Annotated in this window: 20 protein-coding genes; 13 read left to right on the plus strand and 7 right to left on the minus strand. The window is 62.4% G+C overall.

Annotation, left to right across the window (positions count from 1 at the left end):
- Positions 1-4: 4 nt before the first annotated feature.
- The 5 genes from FHU29_RS08025 to FHU29_RS08045 all read right to left on the minus strand — a co-directional run bounded on the left by FHU29_RS08025 (position 5) and on the right by FHU29_RS08045 (position 7,721).
- Positions 5-796 (minus strand): SDR family oxidoreductase, encoded by a 792-nt coding sequence (locus FHU29_RS08025; RefSeq protein WP_064438951.1) that lies wholly within the window; start codon positions 794-796, stop codon positions 5-7.
- Positions 797-947: 151 nt separating this feature from the next.
- On the minus strand, positions 948-1,679 hold the full coding sequence (narI, locus tag FHU29_RS08030; protein ID WP_064438950.1) for a respiratory nitrate reductase subunit gamma: 732 nt from the start codon (positions 1,677-1,679) through the stop codon (positions 948-950).
- Positions 1,676-2,380, minus strand: coding sequence for a nitrate reductase molybdenum cofactor assembly chaperone (gene narJ / locus FHU29_RS08035; RefSeq protein WP_064438949.1), 705 nt, complete (start codon positions 2,378-2,380; stop codon positions 1,676-1,678). The genes narI and narJ overlap by 4 nt, the downstream gene beginning before the upstream one ends.
- Positions 2,377-4,008, minus strand: a complete 1,632-nt coding sequence (gene narH, locus FHU29_RS08040) for a nitrate reductase subunit beta (protein ID WP_064439134.1) — start codon at positions 4,006-4,008, stop codon at positions 2,377-2,379. Before narH ends, narJ begins: the two co-directional genes overlap by 4 nt.
- Before the next feature lie 8 nt (positions 4,009-4,016).
- On the minus strand, positions 4,017-7,721 hold the full coding sequence (locus FHU29_RS08045; protein WP_064438948.1) for a nitrate reductase subunit alpha: 3,705 nt from the start codon (positions 7,719-7,721) through the stop codon (positions 4,017-4,019).
- A gap of 599 nt (positions 7,722-8,320) precedes the next feature.
- On the opposite strand from FHU29_RS08045, the gene FHU29_RS08050 reads away from it, so the two are divergent.
- Positions 8,321-11,410 (plus strand): serine/threonine-protein kinase, encoded by a 3,090-nt coding sequence (locus tag FHU29_RS08050; RefSeq protein ID WP_064438947.1) that lies wholly within the window; start codon positions 8,321-8,323, stop codon positions 11,408-11,410.
- A 7-nt stretch (positions 11,411-11,417) separates the two neighbouring features.
- Here the strand turns inward: FHU29_RS08050 and FHU29_RS08055 are convergent, their stop codons facing one another.
- Complete coding sequence (locus FHU29_RS08055) at positions 11,418-12,167, minus strand: hypothetical protein (protein WP_157094906.1); 750 nt, start codon at positions 12,165-12,167, stop codon at positions 11,418-11,420.
- 109 nt (positions 12,168-12,276) lie between these two features.
- On the opposite strand from FHU29_RS08055, the gene FHU29_RS08060 reads away from it, so the two are divergent.
- The 12 genes from FHU29_RS08060 to FHU29_RS08115 all read left to right on the plus strand — a co-directional run bounded on the left by FHU29_RS08060 (position 12,277) and on the right by FHU29_RS08115 (position 24,179).
- Positions 12,277-13,761, plus strand: a complete 1,485-nt coding sequence (locus FHU29_RS08060; protein WP_221194883.1) for a DHA2 family efflux MFS transporter permease subunit — start codon at positions 12,277-12,279, stop codon at positions 13,759-13,761.
- 330 nt (positions 13,762-14,091) lie between these two features.
- Positions 14,092-14,958, plus strand: coding sequence for an ectoine/hydroxyectoine ABC transporter substrate-binding protein EhuB (gene ehuB / locus FHU29_RS08065; protein ID WP_083962124.1), 867 nt, complete (start codon positions 14,092-14,094; stop codon positions 14,956-14,958).
- Entirely contained in the window at positions 14,955-15,683 is a 729-nt protein-coding gene (gene ehuC, locus FHU29_RS08070; RefSeq protein WP_064438944.1) for an ectoine/hydroxyectoine ABC transporter permease subunit EhuC, read from the plus strand. Before ehuB ends, ehuC begins: the two co-directional genes overlap by 4 nt.
- Before the next feature lie 2 nt (positions 15,684-15,685).
- Positions 15,686-16,333, plus strand: a complete 648-nt coding sequence (ehuD, locus tag FHU29_RS08075; protein WP_064438943.1) for an ectoine/hydroxyectoine ABC transporter permease subunit EhuD — start codon at positions 15,686-15,688, stop codon at positions 16,331-16,333.
- A complete protein-coding gene (ehuA, locus tag FHU29_RS08080; protein ID WP_064438942.1) occupies positions 16,314-17,105 on the plus strand; it encodes an ectoine/hydroxyectoine ABC transporter ATP-binding protein EhuA in 792 nt (263 codons plus the stop codon). The genes ehuD and ehuA overlap by 20 nt, the downstream gene beginning before the upstream one ends.
- Before the next feature lie 162 nt (positions 17,106-17,267).
- Positions 17,268-18,269, plus strand: coding sequence for an alpha/beta hydrolase (locus FHU29_RS08085; RefSeq protein WP_064438941.1), 1,002 nt, complete (start codon positions 17,268-17,270; stop codon positions 18,267-18,269).
- A 27-nt stretch (positions 18,270-18,296) separates the two neighbouring features.
- The gene (locus tag FHU29_RS08090) at positions 18,297-19,310 is read left to right on the plus strand and encodes a YdcF family protein (RefSeq protein WP_064438940.1); all 1,014 of its coding nucleotides are present in this window, start codon (positions 18,297-18,299) and stop codon (positions 19,308-19,310) included.
- A gap of 80 nt (positions 19,311-19,390) precedes the next feature.
- Positions 19,391-20,668: an alpha/beta fold hydrolase gene (locus tag FHU29_RS08095; protein WP_083962123.1), complete on the plus strand. Its 1,278-nt coding sequence runs from the start codon at positions 19,391-19,393 to the stop codon at positions 20,666-20,668.
- Positions 20,669-20,753: 85 nt separating this feature from the next.
- Entirely contained in the window at positions 20,754-21,653 is a 900-nt protein-coding gene (locus tag FHU29_RS08100; RefSeq protein ID WP_064438939.1) for an ABC transporter substrate-binding protein, read from the plus strand.
- Positions 21,653-22,771: an ABC transporter ATP-binding protein gene (locus FHU29_RS08105; RefSeq protein ID WP_064439131.1), complete on the plus strand. Its 1,119-nt coding sequence runs from the start codon at positions 21,653-21,655 to the stop codon at positions 22,769-22,771. The genes FHU29_RS08100 and FHU29_RS08105 overlap by 1 nt, the downstream gene beginning before the upstream one ends.
- Complete coding sequence (locus FHU29_RS08110; protein WP_064438938.1) at positions 22,768-23,499, plus strand: ABC transporter permease; 732 nt, start codon at positions 22,768-22,770, stop codon at positions 23,497-23,499. The genes FHU29_RS08105 and FHU29_RS08110 overlap by 4 nt, the downstream gene beginning before the upstream one ends.
- Positions 23,496-24,179: an ABC transporter permease gene (locus FHU29_RS08115; protein WP_064438937.1), complete on the plus strand. Its 684-nt coding sequence runs from the start codon at positions 23,496-23,498 to the stop codon at positions 24,177-24,179. Before FHU29_RS08110 ends, FHU29_RS08115 begins: the two co-directional genes overlap by 4 nt.
- 43 nt (positions 24,180-24,222) lie before the next feature.
- On the opposite strand, the gene thpD is transcribed toward FHU29_RS08115, so the two are convergent.
- A complete protein-coding gene (thpD, locus tag FHU29_RS08120; RefSeq protein ID WP_064438936.1) occupies positions 24,223-25,143 on the minus strand; it encodes an ectoine hydroxylase in 921 nt (306 codons plus the stop codon).
- Between the last annotated feature and the right edge of the window lie 95 nt (positions 25,144-25,238).

Raw genomic sequence — 25,238 nt, forward strand, 5'->3', positions numbered from 1 at the left:
AACTCTACTTTCGTGCGATGCGCCTGTTCACGGCGCGCAGCAGGCGTAAGGGCGTGATCTGTGCGCTGTTGAACATCAGCGCGGCCTGAGTTCCTACCGGAATGTGGGTCGGGCGCGGAATAGGGTTCCGTGCGGGACGTGTGGTCTGGAAGATCTTGTCGGCCACATCACCAGCGGTAAGGTTAACCCCCAGCGAAGTCATCGATCCAGTACGTTCCGTCGCGATCATCGAGGTGTCCACGAACAGCGGCCAGAGCGCGAATACTCGTATGCCCTCAGGGCGCCACTCGATGTCCAGGGCTTCAGTTAGCCCCCGTACCGCGAACTTGGATGCGGAATACGCGGCGAGTTCAGCCTGCCCGTAGATCGCGGACGCCGAGCACATATTCACGACCTGCGCGCCCGGGGTTGCCTTGAGGTACGGATAGGCCGCGTAACACCCGTTCATCACACCGTCTACGTTCACGCGAATAACGCGCTGCTGCGCATCGAGCGGCAGATCGACGAAATTACCGGCCCGGAGGAGTCCGGCGTTGTTGACGAGAATGTCTAAGCGTCCGCTCGTCCGTTTCATGAAGTCATCGAGCACGCCCTGCCACTCGTCTGCATTTGTCACGTCGAGCGCGGCCCCGGTTACGCTCCCCTTGGGTGCCTCGGCCTGCAGCGATCGGAGACCGGCTTCGTCCACATCGGTGGCGCACACCAGATAGCCCTCTGACGCGAACCGCAATGCGGTCGCACGGCCAATACCCGACGCGGCACCCGTTATGAACACACTTCCATGTGTAAACGCCATTGACGGCCCTCCCCCTCAACGAACCAGCCAGCCACAGTTCTCACTCAGGACGCTACCTGTTCTCGCGACAAGAACTTCGCGGGGTGATGTATCAGTTTCGACACGCAAACCGGATACATCACCCCGCGAAGCTGGCGGGCGGGCAGCCGCGTCAGTGACGGCTGTTCGCGGTCTCCCACGCCCTGTCATAGGGGCTCGAGCCACGCTTCGCGACGTCCTTACTCCGGTAGACGACGTATGGACGGAACAGATACCCCAGCGGGGCACTGAACACGTGCACTAGCCGCGTGTACGGCCAGATCGTGAACAGCACGAGCGCCGCGATCGCGTGCAACTGGAAGCTGACCGGGATGCCGATCATCAGGTCCGGATTTGGACTCAGCATGAAGACACTGCGGAACCACGGGGATACTGTTTCGCGGTAGTCGTACCCGCCAGCGACGATGTTCTCCCAGACGGTGTTCACCATGCCGGTGAGCACCGTGAAGATGAACACCGCATACATGAAAACGTCGCCTTTGGTGGTTGCTTTCCGTACCGACGACACAGTGATTCGCCGGTACAGCAGAATAACCAGGCCAGTGATCACGGCAATTCCAGCGAGGGTTCCGGGAATCACGGCCAGATAGTGATAAGCGTGATCGGAAATACCGAGGGCCTGTGTCCACGATTTCGGGACCGCAAGCCCTCCGACATGCCCCGCGATCACTGCGAGCAACCCGAAGTGAAAGAGCGGGCTGCCGATTTGCAACAGGCGGCTCTCATACATTTGCGACGAACGAGTGGTCCAGCCGAACTGGTCGTGCCGGTACCGCCACACGTGGCCAAGCGCAAAAGAAGTGAGCGCAACGTACGGCAGAATCAGCCACAGGAAAGTATTCACTGGTGCCCTCCCGAGGCGCCGGGGAACGAGGGCGTCGGGAGAAGTTCCGGCGCCGTGACAGTGGGGTCTATCGAGTAGGGGTCGAGTCCCACCTCTTCTTCGGGCGGGCCTTCAGCGGCGAGCACACGGATTTCGGCGCGGTCGGTCGTCGTGAGCGGGCGCAACGTGTCGCATAGCGCATCGACCACTGCGGCATAGGGGGATTCGCTGTCGTGCAGCGACAAGCGCAATAGTTCAAGGACGGCACGGTGGCGTGCCAGGATCCGGCCACCAGCACGCGCGTCGATCGTCGATGCGAACTCCAGGACCGCAGGCAGATAGTCCGGGAGCTCCTGCTCATCCATCTCGGCACCAGCCGACCTGTAGGCCTGCTTCATCATCAGCAGCGCACCACCACGCTTCCGCGTATCACCGTAGGCGTAGTAGGTGAGGTGCAGACTCGACCGGCGGCGCATATCGAACGTTTCGACGTAATGCCCCGCCAGGGCAATCTGGTCGGTGTTCTGCGCATAATCCAGAAATGACTTCAGCTGCGCCCGAGCGGGTCCGGGTACGCGCGCCACCGCCGCGACCAGATCTGGGAGCATCACGAGGGTCCGGGGGTGCGGATAGTCGAGGAGCAATGCGCACAGCCTCCACACGAGCCGCATGTCGCGTTCGGTGTAGTCGTCGCGTTTGCGGCGCCCGCGAATGATGCTCACGACACGCTCTCCGGGTGTTTCTCCGCCGGGTCCTTGGGAACGCCTTCAGGCACGATTCCGCTGGTGGACTTACCATCCCAGTTCAGCAAGTTCACCCGTCCCGTTTTGTCCTCTGGGGCTGCGCCATTGGTGTCATCGAGAAGGTGGAACTTCTCTGCCATGACGTCAAACGCCGTCATGCCGGGGCCGCCATCATTGTCGAGACTGCAGGACGTCGCGATCGCTTCGAGACGGTGCGCATCCGACGTCGCGCCGGTGGGGATCACGTAGCGGTCCTCGTACTTCGCCAGCGCAAGCAGCCGGTACATCGCCTCGATCTCGTAAGTTGTAAGCCGGACGGACGCGGCGATCGACGGATCGACCTCTTCCTGCAAGTTGACCTGGCGCATGTGGGCGCGCATCGCAGCGAGGCGCTGCAATGAGGCACGTACAGGTCCGACATCACCGGCCGTGAAAAGCTCCGCGAGATATTCGATTGGGATTCGCAGGGCGTCGATCGCCCCGAATAAGTTGTCGCCGTTCTCGCCGTCACCGCCGGATTCGGTCACCGCGTCGACAACCGGGGACAGCGGCGGGACGTACCAGACCATCGGCATCGTTCGGTATTCGGGATGCAGGGGCAGCGCGATCTGGTACTCGGCGATCATCTTGTATACCGGCGAGTTCTGGGCCGCTTCGATCCAGTCGTGCGAAATGCCGGCTTTTTCGCATGCGTCGACAACGCGTGGGTCGTGCGGGTTGAGGAATACGTTCAGCTGGGCGGGGTACAGGTCCTTGTCATCAGGCACCTGAGTCGCCTGGGTGACAGCGTCCGCGTCATACAGCATCACGCCGATGTACCGCAGGCGACCAACGCAGGTCTCCGAGCAGATAGTCGGGATCCCCACCTCAACGCGCGGGTAGCAGAAGGTGCACTTCTCGGCTTTGCCGGTCTTGTGGTTGAAGTAGATCTTCTTGTAAGGACAGCCCGTCACGCACTGGCGCCAGCCTCGGCACTTGTCCTGGTCGACGAGAACGATCCCATCCTCGGCGCGCTTGTAGATGGCACCCGACGGGCACGACGCAGCGCACGACGGATTGAGGCAGTGCTCGCAGATGCGCGGCAGATAAAACATGAAGGTCTGCTCGAACTCGAGTTTGATCTTCTCGTTCACCCGCTGAAGAATCGGGTCCTGTCCCACCTGCTCCGAACCGCCACCGAGATCGTCGTCCCAGTTGGCGCCCCATGTCACCTTCGTGTCTTCACCGGTGATCGCCGACTTCGGCCGCGCCACCGGCGTCGTATCCATCGGGCCTGACCCAAGAATGGTGCTGTAATCGTAGGTCCACGGTTCGTAGTAGTCCGCGACAGTCGGAAGGTCTGGATTCGCGAATATGTTGCCGAGCCGCTTCAGGCGTGACCCCGACTTCAGGGTGACCTTCCCGCGTTTGGTGCGGGTCCACCCGCCCTTCCACCGCTCCTGATCCTGATACTGGCGCGGGTACCCTTGGCCTGGGCGGGTTTCGACGTTGTTGAACCACGCGTATTCGACACCAGGACGATTCGTCCACGCTTGCTTACACGTGACCGAGCAGGTGTGACAGCCGATGCATTTGTCCAGGTTCATCACCATGGCAATCTGAGCCATTGGTTTCATCAGTACTCAACCTCCTGCGCGCGACGACGGATAGTGGTGACTTCGTCGCGCTGATTGCCGGTCGGTCCGTGGTAGTTGATCGCGAATGACTGCTGTGCGTAACCACCGATCATGTGGCTCGGTTTGATCATCACGCGTGTGAGCGCGTTGTGGATGCCGCCGCGTTTCCCGGTTCGTTCGATACGAGGCACATCGACCGCGCGGTCTTGGGCGTGATACATGAAGACTGTGCCTTCAGGCATGCGGTGGCTGACGATCGCGCGTGCGACCACGACGCCGTTCCGGTTGACCGCTTCAATCCAGTCGTTGTCCTTCACACCGATCTTGTTCGCGTCGACCTCTGACATCCAGATGGACTGACCGCCCCGTGACAGTGTGAGCATGTGCAAGTTGTCCTGGTAGGCAGAGTGAATGGACCATTTGGAGTGCGGTGTCAGGTAGCGCACGGTGATGCCTGCCGTGCCTTCCTGGTTCCCCACATCCCCGACGCGTGGCTCGCTGAACAGCGCGGTCATGTCCAGCGGGGGCCGGAAAATGGGCAACTGCTCCCCCAGTTCAGCCATCCACTCGTGGTCGAGGTAGAAGTGCTGACGGCCGGTGAGAGTGTGCCACGGCTTGAGCCGCTCAGTGTTGATGGTGAATGGCGAGTACCGCCGCCCGCCTGACTCCGAACCAGACCACTCCGGGGAAGTGATTACTGGCACTGGCCGGGATTGTGTGTCTGCGAACGTGATCCGCTTGCCTTCGTGTTCCGCGGCAAGGTCAGCCAGCTTCGTTCCGGTGCGGGTTTCGAGGCTCAGGAAACCTTCGGTGGCGAGACGACCGTTGGTGGTTCCCGAGAGCGCAAGTACGGCCTCCGCGGCGTGGGTGTCCTTCTTGAGCGACGGCCGCCCAGCCGCGGGTCCGGTCGGTATGACGCCGTTCATTTCCTTGAGGTATTCCACCTCTTCGGCCGGGTAGGTCGTGACACCTTTGACGGTCAGGCCTATCTGCTCAACAAGCGGTCCGAGCGCTGACATCTTGTCCGCTAGTGCCGGGTAATCTCGCTCTACGACAGTGAGTTTCGGCATGGTCTTACCCGGGATGGGTTCGCACTCGCCTTTCTTCCAGTCCAGAACTTTTCCTCCGGGCTGGGCGGTCGCATCCGCCGTGTCGTGCATCAGCGGCGTGGCGACGACGTCTTTGCGAACACCGAGGTGTTTCTCGGCAAGCCAGCCGAATCCCCGGGCGATGCGGTGGAACGCCTCAAAGTCCGTCTTCGATTCCCACGGCGGACTGATGGCCGGCGAGAAGGCATGCACGAATGGATGCATGTCGGTGCTCGACAGATCGTGTTTCTCGTACCACGTTGCTGCGGGGAGAACAATGTCGGAGAACAGAGTTGTCGAGGTCATCCGGAAGTCCAGCGACAGCAACAAGTCGAGCTTGCCTGCGGGTGCTTCGTCACGCCACTTGACTTCCTCGGGCCGGATGCCCTCCGCGTCAGTCGTGCGCAAGTTCGTGTCGGCACCGAGGAGGTGTTTGAGGAAGTACTCGTTGCCTTTCGCTGATGAGCCGAGCAGGTTCGACCGCCACACAGTCAGCACTCTGGGGAAGTTCTCTGGGGCGTCCGGGTCTTCGCATGCGAATTGCAGGTGCCCCGATTTCAGTCCGTCGACCACGTGGCTGACAGGGTCCTTGCCGAGGCGTTCCGCTTCGTCCGCGAGGTCGAGTGGGTTGCGGTTGAACGTGGGGTAGGACGGCATCCAGCCGAGCCGCGTGGCCAGGGCGATGTTGTCGGCGGCGGTCCGGCCCCGGAACGCGCCCTTGGCGAGCGGCGACGCCACGACCTCGGACGTGAAAGGGTCATAGCGCCACTGATCCGTCGCGAGGTACCAGAAAATGGTGCCCTGCATCTGGCGCGGTGGACGTGCCCAGTCGAGACCAAACGCGAGCGTGCCCCACCCAGTGAGAGGTCGGCACTTTTCCTGTCCGACGTAATGAGCCCAGCCACCGCCGTTCACGCCCTGGCAGCCAGTCAGCAAGGTGAGAGCGAGGAAGGAACGGTAGATCTGGTCTGAATGGAACCAGTGGTTCGTTCCCGCTCCCATGAGAATCATGGAACGGCCACCGGAGCGGTCGGCATTGTCGGCGAACTCTCGCGCCACCTTGATGGCTGAGGCGGCTTTGACTCCGGTGATTCCTTCTTGCCATGCGGGTGTGTACGGCTGGGAAGGATCGTCGAAGCCCTTGGGCCAGGAGCCCGGCAAGCCGTCCCTGTGCACTCCGTACTGGGCCAGCATCAAGTCGTACACGGTGGTGACGCGCTTGCCTGCAACTGTGCGCACCGGGACACCACGAGTGAGAACTTCCGGCGTTGTGGTGTCGAATCGGGGCAGTTTCACCTCTGCGGTCTCCGCCGATCCGTGCAGTGTCAGTGCCGGAATCACGTCGCCGAGATCAAGGTTCCATTTCCCCTTTCCGGACGCGGTGAATCGGTGGCCGAGTGAACCACCTGGCACCACTGCCTCCCCCGTCTCCGAGTTCAGCAGTACCGTCTTGAACTCCGCGCCTTCCGAGGTTGATCCGAGATCCGCGGCCGTGAGGAACTTTCCCGGAACAAAGGACTGACCTGTGCTGTCGTCCTCCAGCGTGACGAGATAGGGCAAATCCGTGTATCTGCGGACGTAATCAAGGAATCGTGGCGTCGTCTTGTCGACGAAGAATTCTTTCAGAATGACGTGTCCCATGGACATCGCCAGCGCGCCATCGGTTCCTGGGCGGGCGGGCAGCCACTCGTCGGCGAACTTCGTGTTGTCCGCATAGTCCGGAGAGACAACGATAACCTTCTGGCCCCGATAGCGTGCTTCCGTCATATAGTGGGCGTCCGGTGTGCGGGTGACCGGCACGTTTGAGCCCCACATGATGAGATACCCGGCGTCGAACCAGTCAGCTGATTCGGGCACGTCCGTCTGGTCACCGAACACCTGGGGTGAGGCTTCCGGCAAGTCCGCGTACCAGTCGTAGAACGACAGCATCGTTCCGCCGAGCATCGAGACGAAACGCGCACCAATTGCGTGGGACACCATCGACATCGCCGGAATGGGTGAGAATCCAGCGACACGGTCCGGGCCGTACTTCTTGATGGTGTGAACATGCGCGGCCGCGATCATCTCCGCCGCTTCCCACCATTCAGCGCGGACGAACCCACCTTTGCCGCGTGCACTTTTGTAGCGTCGCGACTGTTCTGGGTCTTCGACGACGTCAGCCCACGCCAGCACTGGGTCTTTCAGTCGCTCCTTGGCAGCGCGGTACAACTCAAGGAGCGTTCCGCGAACGTACGGGTACCTCACCCTGGCCGGCGAATACGTATACCACGAGAAAGACGCACCACGCGGACATCCGCGGGGCTCATACTCTGGTTTGTCCGGGCCGATAGACGGGTAATCCGTTTGTTGCGCTTCCCAGGTAATAATTCCGTCTTTGACGTAAATCTTCCACGAGCACGATCCCGTGCAGTTAACGCCATGCGTGGACCGCACAACTTTGTCGTACGACATTCGGTCGCGATAGAACGCGTCTGCCTGGCGTCCACCGGACTTGTGAATCGCCCGTAAGTCGCCGGAAGCGTCACCTCGCTGAAAATGACGTCCGAGCCTTAAAAGCGATTCCGCTACATCTGGGGTGCCGGTGGTACTGGCACGCTGATCGGCGAGGTCGGTCACAACTGTCCTCTCGAGGGAGCACCTGATGGCGGATCCGTTAATTCCGGCATCTGGCGCAAACTGCGATGGGCTGAGCAGGTTGGGACGACTGTATATACCGTTTGACCTGCGGTTCAACGCTGATCACGTATCGCACGCCGAAGCCTCGCACCCGGTGCGACCCGTGCAACGTCCCGGTTACATCAAATGTGACGAAAGCGATAGCTGTCGTGGACTGAACAGGGACTTCGCCTCCGCTCGACGCACCGCCGCCCGCTGCGCGGTGAAGAGTGCGGAACAAAGAATTAACTATCTCGAGGCGGTGACAACGCCGGCAGGTGCCCGATTCTCCACCCCTAGGGTGCCTGGATACGAAGCATGCTCGCTGCGAACCTAGAGAAACACGACCTGCACCGAAGCTCGGAGAACCGCCGCGATTGCCGAAACAGCGGAAAACACCGGCAGCGCAGCGTAAACGCACGGGCGCAAATGGTGGCGCATTTGATCGGGCGTATCGAATGATAGACGCCAGTGCGGCCGAGTGGGAAACTATGAATGGCTGCCCACAAGTCAATCATCAGCGGGCACGTGAAACGTCCTCCAATAGAAGGCTGGGACGAATGGCAGAAGAAGGCGACACACCTACGCCCGGCGGTTCTGGGCCGGGGATTGCCGACGAACTTTCGGCTGCCGGTTTCATCAATGCCCGAATGGTTGGTCGAGGCGGGTTCGGCACGGTCTATCGATGCGTCCAGGCGGCTGTGGGACGTGTAGTCGCCGTCAAGGTCTTGTCCTCCGACCTCGACCGCGACAATCGCGAGCGCTTCCTGCGCGAGGGCCACGCCATGGGACGGCTCTCCGGACACCCGAACATCGTCAACATCATTCAGGTCGGGACTACCGATTCGGGCCGCCCCTACATCGTCATGCCCTTTCACCCGCGTGATTCGCTCGCCGTCCGGTTGCGCCGCCATGGCCCAATCGCCTGGAGCACGGCGATAAGCATCGGCGTGAAACTTGCGGGCGCGCTCGAAACCGCGCACCGCTGCGGAACTCTTCATCGTGACGTCAAACCCGGCAACATCCTGATGTCGGACTACGACGAACCACGCCTCACCGATTTCGGTATTGCACGCATCGAGGGGGGCTTCGAAACCGCCACCGCGGCGTTCACTGGCTCTCTTGCCTACACCGCGCCGGAGGTCCTCGAGGGGAACAAACCAACGCGCGCGGCGGACATCTATGCTCTCGGTGCTACCTTGTTTGCGCTGATCACGGGTAAAGCTGCGCACGAGCGGCGCACCGGGGAGGAACTCGTCGCGCAGTTCGTGCGCATCACGACACAGCCGCTACCGGACCTTCGGGAGCGAGGCATACCCGACGATATTTGCGCCGCGATCGAGAAGTCCATGGCAATCCGCACTGAGGATCGCTGGCAGACCGCCGAAGAGCTCGGCCACGAACTTCAGGCTGCTCAGGAACGTCACGGACTGCCCGTGGACGATATGGCGATTCCCGAGTTCGACGCCGATGATCTCGACACCGCCAGCTCTGCGTGGCCGGCGGACGGCGCGGCCGACTTCGAGGAAACCGAGGCCTCACCACGCGCACCCGAGTTCACCGGGCCGAGCGAAGTACACGCACCCGCCGGGGAAAGCCGCGAAACGCAGCCGCCCAGCATCCCAGTCGCGCCTGTGCCCCCAGTCGCGAACCCCGCAGCGCCCCCGCCGATTCCAGTGTCGCCGGAACCCAGTTCCGGGCCACCGGATAAGTCGTCATCACGCCGGAACTCTCGTGTGCTGACTTATGCGGCGATCGCCCTCATTCCCATTCTTGTCATCGCGGTGGGCTGGGCGGTGTGGCCGCGCACCAGCCCGGCCACCTGTACACAGCCGCCCTACTCGGCTGAAGAATGCACGTTCGAAACCGTGGCTGATTCCTGGTCACCGTATCCAGACGCGCCGCTAGCGCGTCAGCAGACAGCGACTGCCGTCGATGATGGCGGCATCGTCTGGGTCATTGGCGGGCTCGACGAGAACGGAACGAGCACTGAGGCGGTACGGGGCTACGACCCCGGTGGCGGAAGGCAATGGCGTACAGGTCTCAGTCTCCCGGAGCCGGTGGACCACGCCGCCGCCGTGTTCTACAACGGGGAACTCGTCGTGATCGGTGGCTGGCTGGACGGGGGCAGCACCACCACCGGTCAGGTACTTGCACTCCGGGACGGGCGGAGGTGGGTCGAACTGCCTCCCCTCAATCATCCGCGTGCTGCCGCCGCAGCGGCCGTCGCAGGAGGCAAGATCGTTGTCTTCGGCGGGCAGTCTGGTGGCGAACTGGTGCCCGAGACCGAGGTTTTCGACGGTGAACGATGGGTCGACACGGCTGCGCTTCCAGTTCCGCGTGAACACCTCGCGGCCACGACCGATGGGTCCTTCGTCTACGCGGTCGGAGGTCGGCAGCTATCTGTCGACGACAACACCGCTGCGCTCGATCGGTATGATCCCGAGGCGGAAACCTGGACGAGCTTGCCCGAAATGCCAACACCTCGCGGTGGGCTCGGCGCGGCATTCGCTGATGGCCGCATTCTCGCGGTGGGCGGCGAACTCCCAGACCGGGTCAGCGGTGTCACCGAAAGCTACGACATTGCTACACAGACGTGGTCTCGGCTGCCTGAGATGACGACGCCCCGCCACGGCATGTCCGTAGCCGCGGTGAGAGGCGAAATGTTCGCCATAGGCGGGGCCAGCCAGATCGGCCACCGCGGCACCACGAACGCCACGGAAACACTTCGAATCCCTGCTCCGCGTACCGACCCCGACTGGTGGGTGGAAACCGCGCGCTCCAACACACCACGGCAGTGGGCGGCAGCAGCGGTGGTCGACGAACTCCTGTGGGTAGCGGGCGGCATAGATGATCGCGGGTCCACCACTCTCGTGGAGGCGTTCGATCCGAGTGGCCGGCCTCCCGATTGGCGCCGCGGAATCGCTCCCCCACTGCCTGTCGACCTGAATCACGCAATGGCAGTCAGCTACCGAGGTGAGCTTTTCGTCATCGGCGGCTGGTCAGCGCAGGGCGGTGATACGTCGGCGATCGTTTCGGATCGTGTGTTCGCGTTACGCAACGGGCAGTGGGCGGAAGTCGCCTCGCTGAATCACGCACGCGCCGCTGCCGCAGCCGCGGTGGTCGGGAACCGGATCGTTGTGTTCGGTGGCCAGGCCGATGGTGAACTGGTTGGCCCCACCGAGGTGTTCGATGGCAATGAGTGGACCGTCGCTGGTGACATTCCAACACCACGGGAACATCTCGCAGGCGCGAGCGACGGTACATACGCCTACGCGATCGGTGGACGCGCCCTAACTGTCGACAACAACTCGGCAGCAGTCGAACGATTCAACCCGGCGACTGGCGAGTGGGCCTTCATGCCGGGCATGCCAGAAGCGCGTGGCGGAGTCGCAGCCACATACGTCCCCACTGCGGCACGCGAGGGATACATCGTCGTGGCGGGTGGCGAAGAGGCCGCGCACGTTCTCGATATCGTCTACGCGCTCAATCCAGCGACGGGCGCCTGGACGCAGCTGCCTGATCTGCAAACTGGCCGTCACGGAATGTCGCTGACAACAATCGGTGACACCGTCTACGCAATCGGCGGTGCGACCCGGCCAGGCCACACCGCCTCAACGAACGCTGCGGAAACTCTGCGCTTCGGATGAACGCGTGTCAGACGCACAAACCATCGTCGGTGACACCGCGGGCGCACATCACGGTGCGCTCGACAGTGCGCAGAGTAACCGTTCCGTTCTCCTCGATACCGAACACCAGCAACCGATAGCCCATCGTCGCGTCGTCACCGAGCCCGATCACGTCATAGGTGACTTCGTGAAGGTCCCCGCGGGTCGCCGGGCCAGACTGCACGACTCGCGCTGGCGGCTCCACGGGCGCGAAATAGTCAGCGACCATCTCACCGAGATCTTCGATCGAGTCCGCCGTGTATCGGCCTTCAGATTCTACGATTTCGCTCGTCGCGTCATCGGTCTGACCGAGCTCGGTACTATTGCGCGCGTTAAGCCAGCCGCTGCCCTCATCGCTCTCCACCTCGAACCATGTTGAGTCGGGCAGTTGCCAGTTGTTTCCAGTGGCGGAAAGAGTCACAGTCAATGGGTCCAGTTCGGCGACAACTGATTCCGTAGCCCCAGGGTCCTCAAGCAGCGCGATCGTGTCCGGGTAGGTCACGCCGACGATCGCGACGTCCGCCCCCTCAGACGGCCCGAACAGACTCGGTTCACCGGGCAGCGCATCCTCATCATCTGCAGGCGCCTCGGTAATCGGTTCCTCAGCAGTGGCAGGCGAGGTGCCCGGCACAGTGGTTTCGCCAGGGTCGGGCGCGTCTGGCTGTGCACACGCGGACACTACAAGGAACGCCACGGCGGCGCCCGCGACGACAAGTCGTTGCTTAACACGGCAGTCCATGCGCCCCATGCTACGACCCGGTGCCCGGTTTGCGGATAACGTCGCAGCAGCCGTGACCCTGCCGATACCTGAAGGTTTCCCACTGGCACTCATCGGCGAGGATGGAGGCATGCCTACGCCCGCGACGTCACCACATTCGCCGGTGACCGCCACCGTGAACCCCTGGGCTGGGCTGTGGGCTTTGTGTCTCGGCTTCTTCATGATCCTGGTGGACACGACAATCGTGACGGTCGCAACCCCGACGATCATGCGGGAACTCGATACCGACATCGCGACAGCGGTGTGGGTAACGAGCGGCTATCTGCTGGCCTTCGCGGTGCCATTGCTCATCACAGGACGCCTCGGCGATCGGTTCGGTCCTAAACGCGTATACATGGCCGGGCTCATCACGTTCGCCTGCGCGTCGGTCGCATGCGGTCTGTCCGGCAGCATCGCCATGCTTATCGCCGCCCGCGTGGTGCAGGGACTTGGGGCATCGCTGATGTCGCCGCAAACAATGGCGATCATCACGCGAACGTTTCCGCCCGAGCGTCGTGGCGCTGCGATGGGCATGTGGGGCGCGGTGGCGGGAGCCGCAACTCTCGCTGGTCCCCTGCTCGGCGGTGTCATCGTGGGCACGCTCGGCTGGGAATGGATCTTTTTCGTCAATATCCCGCTGGGCGTCCTCGCATTCGTGCTTGCGTGGCGGCTCGTGCCCGACCTGCCGCGGACAGCACGGCGAATCGACGCGCTGAGTGTGGCCCTCAGCGCGTGCGCGGTGTTCCTCATTGTCTTCGGGATTCAGGAAGGCTCGAAATACAGCTGGGGAATCATCATCGGATTCGTTTCCATACCGCTCATCATCGCGGCCGGAGTCGTGACCTTCGCGCTTTTTCTGCTGCGCCAGGCGATTGGGACGCACGACCCGCTGCTACCGCTTTCGATCTTCCGTGACCGCAACTTCTCGCTGGCAGCCTTCGGTATCTCCACCATGGGCTTCGCGTCGGTAAGCATGTTCCTGCCGGTCATGCTCTACGCGCAGGAGGCCCGCGGATTCTCTGCCGCGCGGGCCGCCCTACTGCTAGTGCCTGTCGCTGTTCTCGCGGGCGTCCTCGCCCCGTTGGTGGGGCGTGCCGTTGATCGTATCGACGCCCGGATGATCGCTGTGCCGTCCTTCCTTCTTCTCGCTGCATCCACCGCGTGGCTGGGTCTGATAATGCGCCCAGACACCGAGTTCTGGCTGCTCGTGATCCCGCTGACGCTCATCGGCATCGCAAACGCAGGAATCTGGTCACCGCTATCAACGACGGCAACGCGCGCGCTCGCACACACCGTCGCGGGTGCGGGTGCGGGCGTCTACAACACCACTCGGCAGACGGGCGCTGTACTCGGCAGCGCGGGGATTGCCGCGCTGATGGCGATGCGCAGCACGGCACTGGGGGTGCCGGTAGCTCCGGACGGCAATACGGTCGTCCCTACGGGTTCCGCTGATGCGTTCAGCATCGCGATGGGCCAGTCGCTTTTCCTCCCCGCAGCCGTCCTGCTTGCGGGTGCTGTGGCAGCGTTCTTCTTCGTACCTCGTCACTATCGCACTCCAGCACCGACCGCGTCGTAACCGAGCCTGCCGACGCTGCCGGCGCTGCCCGCCCAGCACTGCGTGGATTTCCCGTATTTCGTTACATCTGGATCACGTATGTGGTGATCTGATCCAACGCGGCTGCCGACTGAGTCCGAGGTGACTAGGGTCGGGTCCGTTCTATTTGCCAGTGACTAGACGCCAAAAACAACGAGAAGGCATGCGGGTCAATCGCGAGCAGAATCGTGGCGCGTGAGTGCGTGGGAGCACGGCGGGCAGGTTGTTTCGTATGCCGCAGATGGAAGGGAAACCGTCCCCGTGGAGACGACAGCAAGGAAAGCCCTCAGTAATGCACGGCGAACTGGATACTTGGCGGGTGCAACGGTGTTTGCGGCCGCGCTGAGTGGCTGCGCCAGTGGATCCCTCACAGTTGACGAACTCGCCGAGCAAGGCTCCATCAGCGTTGGCTTCGCAGGAGAAGCGCCCTACAGCTTCGAAGAGGCCGGCCAGCTCACCGGTGGCACGGTTGCCCTGCACCGCGAAATCTTCGGGGCGCTCGGCATCGGCGAAGTCGATGGTATTCAGACGGAGTTCGGTTCGCTGATCCCCGGCCTGAACGCGGGTCGCTTCGACGCCGTCAGCGCCGGCATGTCCATCCTTCCTGACCGCTGCGAGCAAGCAGCGTTCAGCGAGCCTGAAATCGTCTACACGACCGCCTTGATGGTGCCGGAAGGCAACCCGCAGGGGCTGACTGACATGCAGTCCATTGCTGATGCGGGCGCCAGCATGGTCGCCCTGACCGGAGCGATCGAAGTTGATTACGCGAACGCGCTTGGGATCGACGTCACACCTGTGGGCAACCCCGTCGACGGCATGGACGCCGTAATCGGCGGGCGTGCTGACGTGTTCGCGCTCACCGGTGTCTCACTGAACTACATGGCCGAGAACCGCCCTGACGCGCCCGTCGAGGTCACCGAGTCTTTCGTGGCGGAAATCAATGGAGTCCCGCAAGTCGGTGCTGGCGCGACAGTGTTCCGCCAGGATGACACGGAACTGCTCGACGCCTACAACGAGCAGCTCGCGGAGATCAAGTCCGACCCCGATCGCTGGCTCGAGATCATGGAGCCCTTCGGTTTCAGCATCAATGAGTTCCCTGGTCCGGAGCTCACGACCGAAATGCTCTGCGAAGGTGTCCCCGGTATCGGTGACGGCGGTGCCGACGAGGACGGTGAATGAGCAATTTCGACGCGTTAAGAGAAGCGCTCCCCCGCATCATTGACGGCGTCATCGTCACTGTGCAGCTCACGCTCGGGGGAGCGCTGCTCGCACTCGCCGTCGCGATACTATTCGGGCTCGCCGCCCGTCTGCGCAATCCAATTGTGCGGGGCGGCGCCAGGGCGTTCATCGAGGTCTTCCGGGGCACTTCCCTGCTGGTGCAGGCATTCTGGCTGTTCTTCGTCCTCCCCGCCTTCGGGATCCGTCTAGACCCGATCGTCGTAGGCATCCTGGCCTTGGGCCTCAACTATGGGGCCTACGGGGCCGAGGTGGTACGCGGCTCCATCAACGCTGTCGCCAAGGTCCAGTGGGAAGCTGCGATCGCGCTGAACTTCAGTCCGGCGCAGCGCATGCGGCGGGTGATCTTCCCGCAAGCCTGGGTCCTGATGATCCCAGCGCTGACGAACCTCATGATCCACCTGCTGAAAGGCACCGCGATCGTCACTGCGATCACTTTGCAGGACCTGACATTCCAGATCAATCGTCTCCGGGAGAGCACGGGCGACACGTTCTTCGCGTTCGGTATCGCGCTCGTCATCTATTTCATACTCGCCTACATCCTCACGCTGGTGATGCAGCTAGTAGAAGCGCGCGCGAAATTCAAGCTCGGGCGCGGCCCTTCGATGCGCGAGATATTCAAGCTCAAACCTGACGTCGACGAGGCCGTGACCGTGGGGAGGAGGTAGCCATGTGGAGCTGGCATCACGCGTGGGAGTCGCTTCCAGTCCTCCTGGAAGGCTTCCGCATCACCCTGCTCGCCACTGTCCTGGGCTTCGCGATCGCCGCCACTGTCGGACTCGTCGTGGCGGTGCTGCGCATTGCCCTGCCGAAATGGCTCAGCTGGCCGCTGCACGCGGCGATGGAGTTCGTACGCCTCACACCACTGGTCGTGCAGCTCCTTTTCGTCTTCTACGCGGTACCGCCCGGCGTATCGGGCCTGCAGGTCGGCATCATCGTGCTGGGCATCCACTACTCGGCCTACATGGCTGAGGTGTACCGGGCAGGCATCGAGGATGTGCCGAAGGGACAGTGGGAGGCCGCGCGAGCGTTATCGCTGCCACCGACACGTACCTGGCGGGCGGTGATTCTCCCGCAGGCGATCCGGCGGATCATCCCGTCGCTCGGCAACTATGCGGTGTCAATGTTCAAAGACACCCCCTTCCTCTTCTTCATTTTCGTGGCTGAGATGGTGACCCGGGCGCAGCAGTACGGCGGGCAGACATTCCGCTACACAGAGCCGATCACCATCGCTGGGGTCATCTTCCTCATCGCCAGCCTCGTAACCGCCTACTTCATCCGGAGACTGGAGAACCGTTATGCCACACAGCCAGGGTGAGCCTCACCCGAAGATCCGGTTTGAGGACGTCGTCAAGCAGTTCGGCGACAACGTTGTGCTCGACCATTTGAACTTCACCGTCGACCGCGGTGAGAAGGTCACGCTGATCGGTCCTAGCGGCTCGGGTAAGACAACGATCCTGCGACTGCTAATGACCCTCGAGAAAGTCAACGAAGGTGTCATTTGGGTCGATGACAACCCGTTTTCGCATGAGCAGCGGAAAGGCTCGCTTGCCCCGGCAAGCGAGAAGTACCTTCGGCAGGCGCGACGCAAAATAGGGATGGTCTTCCAGCACTTCAACCTCTTCCCGAACATGACGGTGATCGAGAACCTGACCGAGGCACCGGTCCATGTGCTCGGGCGAAGCAAGGAAGAAGCAGTCGACCGGGGCAGAAAATTACTCGACATGGTGGGTCTTGCGGAGAAGGAGAACGCGCACCCCTCGCAGCTTTCGGGCGGTCAGCAGCAACGCGTCGCGATCGCCCGGGCACTCGCGATGGACCCGGAAATTCTTCTGCTCGACGAAGTGACCTCAGCTCTGGACCCCGAACTGGTCGTCGGCGTACTCAATGTCCTTCGCGACATCGCGCTCTCCACCGACATCACCATGCTCATCGTGACGCACGAAATGCAGTTTGCGCGCGACGTTTCGGACCGCATCCTCATGTTCGACAAAGGGAGAATCATCGAGGAGGGCGCACCTGAGCAGATCTTCACGGCACCACGAAACGAACGTACGAAAACGTTCTTACATGCGGTGATCAGCCACTGAGCCCCTCTCCAGCGGCTGGGCGGGGAATCGCCCAGCCCAGCCTTCCAAATGCGGGCCGTACGCCACAAACCGGGCCCCGAGTGGCCTAGTTCACGAACTTACCCGTACGATCTTGTCGATCGTGATAAATCTTCCCCAGTGGACTGCGATAAAGGAGCACGCGTGGGTAAGGCACAAAACGCTGGCGGCAGTGGCCGGCGAACGCCAGCACTCAGGATACTGGTCGCGCTCGCCGCGCTACTCATCCCACTTGTCAGCGCCGCCCCGGCAAGTGCACAGCCCGGCCCTCGTGTCGACCGGATCGATCGCATCGGTGATCGATTCGCGATTGTGCATGTCTACTCCCCCTCGATGAATCGCGTGATTCCCAATGAGGTGTATCTTCCTGCCAACCAGGGCGCGGCAAGTCCGACCCTCTACCTCCTCAACGGAGTTGACGGCGGCCAGGAAGGCAAGAGCTGGTTCCAGAGCACCCGGCTACGTGACTTCTTCTCGAACAAGCATGTCAAGGTTGTCAGCCCGATCGGTGGGCGCTACAGCATGTACGCCGACTGGCGGCACCCCGATCCGGTGCTGGGCGTGAATAAATGGCAGACCTACATGACGTCGGAACTGCCGATTGCGATCGATAACGCGTTCCCGTCGACGGGGCGCAATGCGGTGGGCGGACTTTCCCTCAGCGCTGCTTCCGCTCTTGACCTCGCAGTCCAGGCGCCGAACCGGTATCAGGCAGTCGCCTCTTACAGTGGCTGCGCCCGGACCAGCGCTCCGGAAGGCGTCGCGGCGAACGCGGCGGTCGTCGCGTTCGGCGGCGGAAATGTCTTCAACGCCTTCGGCCCGCCGGGTGACCCCTCATGGGTTCAGCACGATCCCTTCGTCAACGCAGAACGCCTCCGCGGTAAAGCAATCTACCTCGCGGCTGCGAGCGGTATCCCGGGCCCAGCAGACGGAGTGACGGGCCTCGCTGTCATCGGACAGACCCTCGGACCGGGGGCCGTAGAGTTCGCAACGAACCTGTGCTCGATGGCTTTCAAGAGCCGGCTGGATTCCCTCGGGATTCCCGCGACGCTCTCTCAGCAGGCGACCGGTGCACACACCTGGGGGCTGTTCGAGCAGCAAATGCGTGATTCGTGGCGAGTGATCGGCCCCGCGATCGGCGCGTGACGGTGAACGCCCGCTAGCGTTGCCTGTGTGATCTTCCTGATCCTGGCACTGACGCTGTCGGGCATTTTCCTGTACCGGCTCCTGAGAGAGCCCAGGCGCCTCAGCAACGGTGTCTACTTGATCTTCGCCCTCATGCTGACGGCACTCTGGGCGATGACTGGTGACACCGCGACCCCACTCCCCGCACTAGTCGGGCTCTTGGTCCTGGCCTCGCCCTTGCTCGTTCTCGCGCTTGCCGGTTTCCTGCTCACCAACGGCGTCGTTATGGTGCGCCGCGAAGGCGTATCAGCCGCCAACATGCTGTCATTCCTGGCCGGTTCCCTCCTGCTGGCGCTGCCGGTAGGTGCAGCGCTTGCCATCGCATCCGGCTCTCCCGTGCTCACAGTGGCCGCCCTCTCCCTCACGCTCGCAAGCACTTACGCAGGTTTCGCATTCACCTGCTTCCTGCTTTATGCCTGGGTGTACAGTCGGCTTCCCGTGCGCCGCGGGCATGGTGCGATCATCGTGCTCGGCGCTGGGCTGCTCGATGGCGAGATCCCGCCGCTACTCGCCAATCGGCTCGATCGTGCGCTCGCTCTCTACGAACGCGAACGCAAAGCGGGCCATCGGCCGGTCATCGTCCCATCGGGTGGTCAGGGCGATGATGAGCCAATGCCCGAAGCGCACGCGATGGCACGGTATCTGACAAGTCGCGGGATAACCCCGGCTGAACTTCTGCCTGAAACGCGCTCCACGTCAACCGACGAGAACCTCCGCTACAGCAATCACGAATTGACTGCAGCCGGTGTACAGGGCCGACTCCTTGTCGTGACGAGTAACTATCACGTGCTCCGCGCCGCGATTCTGTCGCGCCACCTAGGCCTTCGCGCGCACGTCACTGGTGCGCCGACAGCACGCTATTACCTGCCGAGTGCATTCCTGCGCGAGTTTGCGGCACTGATGGTGCAGTACCGGGCGCTTAACTTCACGGCATGTGTTGTGCTGTTGGCGGTCCCACCGCTGCTGTATCTAGTGGGGGAAGCGCTGCACACTGCCTGGTAATGCGGGTTTGCGCTGAGAGCAAAAGGGACAGATTTCAACGGCCCCACCATGAGTGAGCCTGATGGCCTACGGTGGGTGGCATGACGATAGCGTCCCGTGCACGGCCCGCGATGCCGTGGTTCCGCCGGACCGTCGCCGCAGGTTCCGCGAGCGCGCTGTTACTCACCGGAGGGGCCGCGGCTGCGGGCGCGCTTCCAGCTGCGAATTCTCCTGTTCAGCAGCAGTATCTGTCAGCGCCAATCCTGTCAGGCATCGATGCGATGGACGTACCGTCGCCCCTGCCTCCGCAGGGCAGCCTGATCAGATCGTCGCCGCTCGACAGCACGGTGAGTGTCCCCGATTCGGGGCTCAGCTACCGAATTCTCTACTCGACGCTGAATCAGCGGGGCGAGCCGGCAGTCAGTACGGGGACAGTGTCTGTGCCGCCGGGCACGCCGCCGCCCGGAGGCTGGCCCGCCATCATCTGGGGACACGGAACCACAGGTATCGGAGATGACTGCGCTCCCTCCACATTGCCGAGCAATCCCTCGCGAGAAGTCGCGGCCAACTACCCGTCCTACTGGCTGCGTCAGGGCTACGCCGTCGTCGCCACGGACTACGCAGGCCTTGGAACCCAGGGCCTTCATGCCTATCTGAATACCCAGGCCGCTGCGCACAGCATGCTCGATGCGGCGACAGCGGCGCACGAGCTCAATCTTCGGCTCTCGCGGACCGCCGTGGCGCTTGGACATTCTCAGGGCGGTGCCGCAGCCCTCGCGGCCGCCAATGCCGCGCCCCGTAACGGTGCGCTGGACTTCCGCGGTGCGATAGCCGTTGCCCCTGCGGCACACACCGACGCATTGCGGCAAAGCGCGCGCCCGTCACCAGAGACTCTTCCCGGAAATCTGACCGCGTATGTTCTCTACGCACTTGCTGGCTTCCGAGATACCTACCCTGACTTGGATATCGACGCCCGTCTCACCGACAAGGGCCGAGAACTTCTTGCACTCGCGGAACGTCTGTGCAGCTCAGAGATGGGTGCTGCGGCTAGGCCGTATCGCATGAATGAGCTCTTTGCAGAGCCGCTCGGCGACATCCCCGGATTCGATCAGGCACTCGACGAATATATGCGTCTACCCTCGAACGGCTACTCCACATCGTTGCTCATCGTCAGCGGGCTAGATGACGATCTGCCTCCTGAGCCCGCGATCAGCCTCGCTGAGAACATCCGGGCAAGCGGTGGCCACGCGGTCAGCCGGACCTATCCGGGCGCTACACATGTGAGTGTGCTCGAGCATTCCCTCGATGATGTGCAGAGTTTCATTGGTGCACTCTTCAGCCCCAACCCGGAGCGGGCATTAGATGCGGCGGGATTTTAGCGAAATACGGTGAACTGGCGCGCATTACGGGCGTGGCGCGAATAGGGTCATCACAAGCAGTGCTGACCGTCGAGGAGTTCACGTGATGAAACGAACTGGCCGCCTAGTCGCCGCATTAACTATCAGTGCTCTTGCGCTGACAGCATGCTCAGGAGAACCCGGTGACCCACTCGCGACCGATGGACCATCCGGGCAGGTCGTAGTGGGTTCAGCCAATTTCCCGGAGAATGTTCTGCTCGCGGAGATCTACGCGCAGGCACTCGAGGCAGAGGGCACGACTGTGCGGCGCCAGTACAACATCGGCAGCCGCGAGATCTACTTCGGACAGGTTGAGCGCGGGGCTATATCCGTGCTCCCCGAATACAACGGCGCCCTGCTCGCCTACGTGGACGACGGGAGCGACGCCCGGACGACCGACGAGATCAACGAAGAGCTGCGCGCGGCGCTGCCCGAAGCGCTCACAATTCTCGATTCCGCGCCCGCGGAGAACAAGGATTCATTGGTTGTCACCGAGGAAACCGCGGACGAATTCGAGCTGAGTTCGATCGAGGACCTGGCACCCGTTGCCGCAGAAATGCGCATCGGGGCTGCCCCCGAGTTCCGGGACCGGCAGCAGGGACTCGTTGGGCTCGACGAGGTGTACGGCATCGAGTTCGGCGAGTTCGTGCCCACTGATAATTCCGGACCGATCACGATCAGCTCGCTCGAACGAGGAGACATCGATGTTGCGAATATCTACTCGACAGACCCATCACTGACCACGCGGCCGTTCGTTTCACTTGACGACCCGGAAGCGGTGTTCGGTTCGCAGAACGTCACCCCGCTAGCAGGGGCAGAGGCACTCGATGAGCAGAGCATCTCCGTGCTGAACGATGTGTCCGCCCGGTTGACCACTGAAGTTCTGACCGAGCTCCTCAGCCAGGTCGTCGTTGAACGTCGTGACGTTGACGAAGTTGCCCGCGAATGGCTGGAATCCGCTGGTTGATGATCACTTTCGATGAGGTTACCAAGCGATACCCGGACGGGACGATAGCGGTCGATGGCCTGTCACTGGACGTGCCCAGTGGTTCGCTGACGGTTTTCGTCGGGCCGTCGGGGTGCGGGAAGACCACCTCGCTCCGCATGATCAACCGCATGATCGAGCCGACATCCGGCCGCATCATGCTTGGCGGCCAAGATGTCCTCACCCGCGACGCCCATCACCTCCGACGCGGGATCGGATACGTCATCCAGCATGCCGGACTATTTCCGCACCGCACCGTCATCGACAATGTCGCCACTGTGCCGAGATTGCTCGGTGCCTCACGCCGGGATGCGCGGTCGCGCGCCGCGGAACTACTCGAACGTGTCGGGCTGGGCAGCGAGTTCGCGAAGCGTTACCCGTCGCAACTCTCGGGTGGCCAGCAACAGCGCGTCGGGGTAGCCCGTGCACTCGCGGCGGACCCTCCCGTGCTGTTGATGGACGAGCCCTTCTCCGCTGTCGACCCGGTAGTCCGAAAAGATTTGCAACAGGAACTGCTGCGGCTGCAATCGGAGATCAGCAAGACGATCGTCCTCGTCACCCACGACATCGACGAAGCGATCACTCTCGGCGACCGGGTTGCCGTCATGCGTCCTGGAGGTACGCTCGCGCAATACGCGGCCCCTGCGGAACTCCTGACCGAGCCTGCCGATGATTTTGTGGCCGAGTTTCTCGGCCTCGATAGAGGTGTTCGCCTGCTGTCTTTCTTTGGCGCGAATGGTCTTCCGCTGCGCACCGACATTGTTGTCTCGCATTCAAACCACGAACAGCTCAGGGCAGCGCAATCCGGTGAATGGTTACTGGTCACCGACGACGATGACCGTCCACTCGGCTGGCTCGACGGTGCCGCATCCGGCGACGGAACATCGCTCGGCTCCGCTGCGCTCCACAGCATCGGGCACGGATACACACCGGAGACCGATTCGTTGCGCGCTGCACTCGACTCCGCGGTCCTCTCCCCCTCAGGACACGCGGTTGCGCTGGACGGGGACCGTAGGGTCCTCGGTGTCATCAGTCAGGAAGACCTCGCGCAGCAGATCCGCAAAGCGCATCTTCGCTCGTCGCGGAAGGCAGTACCGTGATCGTGGCGCTGTCGACGTTCAGCATCCCTAGCTACCTCGGCACATTTACCGAGTTGCTCGGCCAGCATTTGTACATGGCGCTGACCGCGTCACTTCTCGGGCTGGTCATATCGCTGCCTGCGGGGCTCGCGTGCGTGCGATGGCCGCGCCTCTATCCTCCCGTACTCGCGGTTGCGAGCGTGCTGTACTCCATCCCCTCACTCGCGTTCTTCGTTCTCCTGATCTCCTTCACCGGCATTACACCCACAACCGTGATCCTCCCTCTTGCGCTCTACACGCTTTCCGGACTGATACCGAATGTGGTGGACGGCTTGCGGTCGGTTCCATCTGAGACTCGGCAGGCGGCCACTGCGATGGGAATGCGCCGTCCGCGTCAGCTGGTCACAATCGAACTGCCCCTCGCATTCCCAGCCGTGATGGCCGGTCTCCGCGTTGCGACAGTCGCGAACATCAGCATGGTCAGTGTGGGCGCCCTGATCGGCATGGGGGCTTTCGGCTCCCTCTTCACCGCGGCGGCGCAACTCGACCGGGTAGAACTCGCTGTGACGGGCATCGTCATCACGATCATCATGGCGCTGACCGTAGATCTCGTGCTGCTTGCCGCACAGTGGTATGCCACACCGTGGACGCGTGCGGGCGGCTCAGCACCGATCGCACGGCGCACACCATTTCGTTCGCTGCGCCGCGCCACGCGGCAGACATTCGCACCGGGGGTGCGGACTCCATGACGACGCTCTGGTTCTATCTCACCGACTTCCTGAGCAACCCGGAGAGCTGGCGTGGCACCGACGGCATCCCCAACCGGATGATGGAGCATGCTCTATATACGGTCCTCGCGCTCGTGATATCGATTGTGCTGGCGTTCCCAGTGGGTCTGTGGACGGGTCATTCGGGTCGCGGCGGAGCGGCACTCACCGCCCTCGCAAACTCGGCGCGCGCACTGCCCACCTACGGTGTGCTTGTTCTGCTTGTGGTCCTGATGGGCATCGGGCTTGTCCCCGTCCTGATACCTCTCGTCGCGCTGGCTATACCCCCGATTCTTCTGAACACTCATGAAGGTATTCGCGCAGTTAACCCGCAATTGACCGACGCTGCGCGCGGAATGGGCATGACAGGCTCGCAGGTACTACTCCGGGCGGAACTCCCTGTCGCACTGCCGTTCATCCTGGTCGGTATGCGGACCGCTGCTGTTCAGATTGTCGCAACCGCAACGATCGCTGCCGCCGTCAGTTTTGGTGGCGTCGGGCGCCTCATCGTCGACGGTCTGGCCCGGCGTGACTTCACGCTTGTCGTGGGCGGAGGCGTTCTAGCGGCCGTCGCTGCACTCATCGTGCTCGCGTTCTTCGCTGCGCTGCGACGCTTCCTTGTGTCTCCTGGGCTGCGCGCTCACGCCAAGGGCGGGCACTGAGCCGGAACGATCCGGCAGTACCCGCCCCGTGCGCTGCGCGAAATCAGGCGAACGGCGACCCTGAAATCGGTGTCAGCGGTGTGAAATCGCGGCTGCCGAGGTGCTCCGGCCGTGGTTGCGTTCCTGCGAACGGCTGCTCGAGCAGATTGTCCACGCTATTGAACACCAAGAAAATGTTCGCACGCGGGTAGGGCGTGATGTTGTTCGACGACCCGTGCATTGAATTCGAATCGAAGAACAGGGCGCTGCCAGCGGGCCCCGTGAACTGTTCGATACCGAATTCGTATGCGAGCTCCGTGATCGCGTCCTCGCTTGGGACACCGATTCGCTGCTCCTGCAGTGAGGATTTGTAATTGTTTTCCGGCGTTTGACCGACGCATGGCACAAATGTGCGGTGCGCGCCCGGCATTAGCATCAGTCCGCCGTTGAACGGATAATTGTCAGTCAGCGCGATTGATAAACTAACCGCGCGCGGGACGGGCATTCCGTCTTCCGCGTGCCACGTCTCGAAATCAGAATGCCAGTAAAAACCCGTACCAGCAAATCCAGGCATGCAATTGATCCGGCTCTGATGAATGTACACATCGGACCCGAGAATCTGCCGCGCACGATCAAGAATTCGCGGAGTTCGGACCAGCTTGTCGATCAGGGGGCTGACCTCGTGCACCGCGAAAATCGAACGAACTGTGTCGGAACCGCGTTCCCGCACAATCAGTTCGGTCTTCGCGAGCTCGGGATCAGCCGAAAGACGCTCCACTTCCGACCAGCAGTGCTGGATCTGCGCGGGCGTCAGGAGCCCCTCTTCGATGTGGAAGCCTTTTGCTTCATACCTGGAAAGGGCATCGGCCGTAAACGGCCCCGGAGTGCTGCCCCACCTTGTGGGATGAGGGCGCCCGAAGCTGGCTGCCCTTGAGGAAAGACGCGAGGGATAAAGGTCACCAATCGCGTTCCGAGCGGTTGTCATATTAACACACCCTCCTAAATCAGAGCCTGCGGCAATAAGCAGGCACAGTTATTAGTCGGACGCAACCACGGTAACGCAGTTCTCGTTACCGTGGA

Source organism: Hoyosella altamirensis, from assembly GCF_014191505.1.
Lineage (GTDB): Bacteria > Actinomycetota > Actinomycetes > Mycobacteriales > Mycobacteriaceae > Hoyosella > Hoyosella altamirensis.

What these genes read in the sequence shown, in the direction of transcription:
- FHU29_RS08025 (WP_064438951.1), bottom strand. Translation starts at nt 796, where the DNA reads ATGGCGTTTACACATGGAAGTGTGTTCATAACGGGTGCCGCGTCGGGT.
- narH (WP_064439134.1), bottom strand. Translation starts at nt 4,008, where the DNA reads ATGGCTCAGATTGCCATGGTGATGAACCTGGACAAATGCATCGGCTGT.
- FHU29_RS08050 (WP_064438947.1), top strand. Translation starts at nt 8,321, where the DNA reads ATGGCAGAAGAAGGCGACACACCTACGCCCGGCGGTTCTGGGCCGGGG.
- FHU29_RS08055 (WP_157094906.1), bottom strand. Translation starts at nt 12,167, where the DNA reads ATGGACTGCCGTGTTAAGCAACGACTTGTCGTCGCGGGCGCCGCCGTG.
- FHU29_RS08060 (WP_221194883.1), top strand. Translation starts at nt 12,277, where the DNA reads ATGCCTACGCCCGCGACGTCACCACATTCGCCGGTGACCGCCACCGTG.
- ehuC (WP_064438944.1), top strand. Translation starts at nt 14,955, where the DNA reads ATGAGCAATTTCGACGCGTTAAGAGAAGCGCTCCCCCGCATCATTGAC.
- ehuD (WP_064438943.1), top strand. Translation starts at nt 15,686, where the DNA reads ATGTGGAGCTGGCATCACGCGTGGGAGTCGCTTCCAGTCCTCCTGGAA.
- ehuA (WP_064438942.1), top strand. Translation starts at nt 16,314, where the DNA reads ATGCCACACAGCCAGGGTGAGCCTCACCCGAAGATCCGGTTTGAGGAC.
- FHU29_RS08095 (WP_083962123.1), top strand. Translation starts at nt 19,391, where the DNA reads ATGACGATAGCGTCCCGTGCACGGCCCGCGATGCCGTGGTTCCGCCGG.
- FHU29_RS08100 (WP_064438939.1), top strand. Translation starts at nt 20,754, where the DNA reads ATGAAACGAACTGGCCGCCTAGTCGCCGCATTAACTATCAGTGCTCTT.
- FHU29_RS08105 (WP_064439131.1), top strand. Translation starts at nt 21,653, where the DNA reads ATGATCACTTTCGATGAGGTTACCAAGCGATACCCGGACGGGACGATA.
- FHU29_RS08115 (WP_064438937.1), top strand. Translation starts at nt 23,496, where the DNA reads ATGACGACGCTCTGGTTCTATCTCACCGACTTCCTGAGCAACCCGGAG.
- thpD (WP_064438936.1), bottom strand. Translation starts at nt 25,143, where the DNA reads ATGACAACCGCTCGGAACGCGATTGGTGACCTTTATCCCTCGCGTCTT.